Origin of the sequence: Lautropia dentalis (assembly GCF_003892345.1) — a bacterium.
Lineage (GTDB): Bacteria > Pseudomonadota > Gammaproteobacteria > Burkholderiales > Burkholderiaceae_E > Lautropia > Lautropia dentalis.
In genome coordinates this window covers 1-1,236 of record NZ_RRUE01000008.1, presented here as the reverse complement: position 1 = coordinate 1,236, position 1,236 = coordinate 1, and the positions used below count along the sequence as shown (strand labels likewise).

At 67.0% G+C, this 1,236-nt stretch carries 1 protein-coding gene; it reads right to left on the bottom strand.

Annotation, left to right across the window (positions count from 1 at the left end):
- On the bottom strand, positions 1–1,236 hold a 1,236-nt coding region (locus tag EHV23_RS15095), incomplete at both ends, for a DUF11 domain-containing protein (RefSeq protein WP_125096923.1).

Sequence of the window (1,236 nt, the reverse complement as noted above, 5' to 3'; positions counted from 1 at the left end):
GCCCACGTTCTGCGGGCTGCTGGTGACGAGGCGGCTTCTGCGGGGCAGGGTGCGGCTGTCGACCTTCAGGACGTGGGTGCGGGGGCGCAGGCCACAATGGCTGTATTTGCCCTGTTCGTCGGAGACGAGCCAGGTGCCGTTTTCCAGATACAGACGTACGCCGGGGATGCCCAGTTCTTCGCGGTCCTTGATGGAATTGCCGTTGCAGTCGACGAAGATCTGGCCGGCCAGGCAGGCTTCTTCGGAGAAGATGCCGCCGGTGACCTGTACTTTCCAGCGGGATTCGTTGGAGCAGTCGGCCAGACCGGAGGGGCTGCGGGGCGCGACGCACTGGATGTGGGCACGGTTGATGCCGTCACCTTCCTGTGAGCCGACGCCGGCGCGCAGGCGGTAGGTGATCTGCACGTCCTTGCCGGTGGCTGCCGATGCATTGCCAGACGTGCTGCCACCGCGCGTGCCGGTACTGCTGCCACTGGCTGCGCCGGTGCCACTGCTGCCCGACATGTCCACGCGGTCCAGGGTGATGCGCAGTTCGCGGTTGCTGGTCATTTCGACGTTCGTGGCGGTGGCGTTCTGCACGCGTACGGAGCCGGGTTCGAAGCGGAAGCCGCGCGGCAGCAGATCCACGACCACGGGTTTGATGGCCGGGGTGTTGCCGGTGTTGCGGATGCGCAGGCGGTAGGCCACCTGTTCACCCAGTTCGACGCTGCGCAGGCCGCTGGATTTCTCGATGACGAGGGTGGTGGACTCGACCGGTTCCGGCGTGTTCACGCAGGCCTGCGAGGTCAGCGGGGTGCTGTTGATGGGTTGCAGGGCGCCGTCGTAGTGGGTGAGGCTGACGGCGTTGTACAGGCCGTTGCCACCGGTGGTCGTGCCGGTCGTGCAGCTGTTGTTGCCGGCGCTGCTGCCGAAGGGCACGCGGATGCGGCTGGTCATGCGGTAGACATGCCGGCCGGTCTGGCCGGTGGTGGTGTTCTGCATTTTCAGGACACGGCGGCTGGCGAGCGGCCATTGCACGGTGCCGCTGGCCAGTGTGGTGGGCGTGATGTCCAGAACCTGCTGGCCGCCGGAACCTGTCGTGCTGCCCGTGCCGCTGCCGGCTGCGCTACCCGATGAGGCGGTGCTGCCGTCATCCAGCGTGACCTGGGTGGACACGACCTGCACATCGGGGTCGAAGGCGGGGGTATCGGTCAGGTCGTAGGTGGCATCGACGCCGCTCTGGTGGGTGACGGTGAC